This is a genomic window from Chryseobacterium sp. FG46, from assembly GCF_057809135.1.
In genome coordinates this window covers 1-3,099 of record NZ_JBMDJJ010000064.1, presented here as the reverse complement: position 1 = coordinate 3,099, position 3,099 = coordinate 1, and the positions used below count along the sequence as shown (strand labels likewise).

The window sequence follows — 3,099 nt, the reverse complement described above, 5'->3', positions numbered from 1 at the left end:
AAATAAAAACTGGCGGCGGCCTACTCTCCCGCGTTAGCAGTACCATCGGCGCTGGTGGGCTTAACTTCTGTGTTCGGAATGGGAACAGGTGAGCCCCACCGCTAAAACCACCCTAAAGGTTGTATATAGCTTTAAGCATTAGGCTTTAGCCCTTTAGCTTATTGCGTTTTTAAGCGATAAAAACTTTCACAAAGACAAAACCTTTACTGCGCATAAAGTACTTGTCATTTTTTATTATAAATCTGATATAGCAACCAAAGGCTATAAATCTACGGGTAATTAGTACTACTTGGCTATGACATTACTGTCTTTACACCTATAGCCTATCAACGTCGTCATCTACAACGACCCTTAAAAGATGTCTCATCTTGAGGCGAGTTTCGCACTTATATGCTTTCAGTGCTTATCTCTTCCAAACGTAGCTACTCAGCGGTGCACCTGGCGGTACAACTGATACACCAGAGGTTTGTTCAATTCGGTCCTCTCGTACTAGAATCAAGCCCTCTCAAACATCTAACGCCCGCAATAGATAGAGACCGAACTGTCTCACGACGTTCTGAACCCAGCTCGCGTGCCACTTTAATGGGCGAACAGCCCAACCCTTGGGACCTTCTCCAGCCCCAGGATGTGACGAGCCGACATCGAGGTGCCGAACCTCCCCGTCGATGTGAGCTCTTGGGGGAGACTAGCCTGTTATCCCCGGAGTACCTTTTATCCTATGAGCGATGGCCCTTCCATACGGAACCACCGGATCACTATGTCCTGCTTTCGCACCTGATCGACTTGTTGGTCTCACAGTCAAGCACCCTTATGCCATTACACTCTACGCACGGTTACCAAGCGTGCTGAGGGTACCTTTGAAAGCCTCCGTTACTCTTTTGGAGGCGACCACCCCAGTCAAACTACCCACCACGCAATGTCCTTCTAAAAGAAGTTAGGCTCCAAGTAAGTAAAGGGTGGTATTTCAACGTTGGCTCCACAAACACTAGCGTGCCTGCTTCAAAGCCTCCCACCTATCCTACACATTACTTACTCAAAGTCAATACGAAGTTATAGTAAAGGTTCACAGGGTCTTTTCGTCCCATTGCGGGTAATCGGCATCTTCACCGATACTACAATTTCACCGAGCTCGTGGCTGAGACAGTGCCCAGATCGTTACACCATTCGTGCAGGTCGGAACTTACCCGACAAGGAATTTCGCTACCTTAGGACCGTTATAGTTACGGCCGCCGTTTACTGGGGCTTCAGTTAATGCCTTCGGTTTAACCCTAAGCACCTTCCTTAACCTTCCAGCACCGGGCAGGTGTCAGACCCTATACAGCATCTTTCGATTTAGCAGAGTCCTGTGTTTTTGATAAACAGTCGCCTGGGCCTCTTCACTGCGGCCACCATTGCTGATGGCGTCTCTTCTTCCGAAGTTACGAGACTATTTTGCCTAGTTCCTTAGCCACGACTCACTCGAGCACCTTAGGATTCTCTCCTCGACCACCTGTGTCGGTTTTGGTACGGGTTGCTTCACTTCGGCTTTTCTTGGATCAGATTACTCTACAGCAGCTTCGCCCGAAGGCTAAGCCTTGACTATTCCGTCAGTCTCCAGCAGATACATCCAACCGTCCCCTTTATTCGTGAGCAAGTATGGGAATATTAACCCATTGTCCATCCACTACCCCTTTCGGGTTCGCGTTAGGTCCCGACTAACCCTCAGCTGATTAGCATGGCTGAGGAAGCCTTGGTCTTTCGGTGAGCAGGTTTCTCGCCTGCTTTATCGTTACTTATGCCTACATTTTCTTTTCTATCCGCTCCACAATACCTCACAGTACTGCTTCGGCGCAAATAGAATGCTCTCCTACCAGATATATCTAAAATATAAATCCATAGCTTCGGTAATATGTTTATGCCCGATTATTATCCATGCCGGACCGCTCGACTAGTGAGCTGTTACGCACTCTTTAAATGAATGGCTGCTTCCAAGCCAACATCCTAGCTGTCAATGCAGTCCAACCGCGTTGTTTCAACTTAACATATATTTGGGGACCTTAGCTGTTGGTCTGGGTTCTTTCCCTCTCGGACATGGACCTTAGCACCCATGCCCTCACTGCCGTAGAACATTTATTAGCATTCGGAGTTTGTCAGGAATTGGTAGGCGATGAAACCCCCGCATCCAATCAGTAGCTCTACCTCTAATAAACTTATATACGACGCTGCACCTAAATGCATTTCGGAGAGTACGAGCTATCTCCCAGTTTGATTGGCCTTTCACCCCTACCCACAGGTCATCCGAAGACTTTTCAACGTCAACCGGTTCGGTCCTCCACTCTGTGTTACCAGAGCTTCAACCTGCCCATGGGTAGATCACAAGGTTTCGCGTCTAATCCTACTAACTATACGCCCTATTCAGACTCGCTTTCGCTCCGGCTCCGGTACTTAATACCTTAACCTCGCTAGTAAAATTAACTCGTAGGCTCATTATGCAAAAGGCACGCCGTCACAGCATTACGCTGCTCCGACCGCTTGTAGGCGTACGGTTTCAGGTTCTATTTCACCCTTCTATTCGAAGTGCTTTTCACCTTTCCTTCACAGTACTTGTTCACTATCGGTCTTTCAGGAGTATTTAGCCTTGGAGGATGGTCCCCCCATATTCAGACAGGATTTCACGTGTCCCGCCCTACTCATTTATCATCTTATTATGCCTTTCGAGTACAGGATTATCACCTTCTATGATTGTTCTTTCCAGAACATTCCTCTAAACATAAAAAGACTTTTGGGCTAATCCGCTTTCGCTCGCCACTACTTACGGAATCTCTTCGATTTCTTTTCCTCCGGGTACTTAGATGTTTCAGTTCTCCGGGTTTGCTCCTCTTACGAGGTGACATGTCTTCAACATGCCGGGTTGCCCCATTCGGACATCTGCGGATCTATTCGTGTGTGCCAATCCCCGCAGCTTTTCGCAGCTTACCACGTCCTTCTTCGCCTCTGAAAGCCTAGGCATCCGCCATACGCCCTTAACGATTTCTTTCCTATTGGTTACTCAAGCGCTTTATGCGCTCGGTTTTCTCTTTGTGATGTCTTTACCGTTAATGTCAATGATCTTAATGTCTT

The 3,099-nt window shown here is 47.7% G+C and carries 2 rRNA genes; both read right to left on the bottom strand.

Annotated features, from left to right (window positions below):
• Positions 1 to 7: 7 nt before the first annotated feature.
• Positions 8 to 115 (bottom strand): 5S ribosomal RNA (rrf, locus tag ACODR7_RS21470).
• A gap of 144 nt (positions 116 to 259) precedes the next feature.
• A 23S ribosomal RNA gene (locus ACODR7_RS21465) occupies positions 260 to 3,016 on the bottom strand.
• Positions 3,017 to 3,099 lie beyond the last annotated feature (83 nt).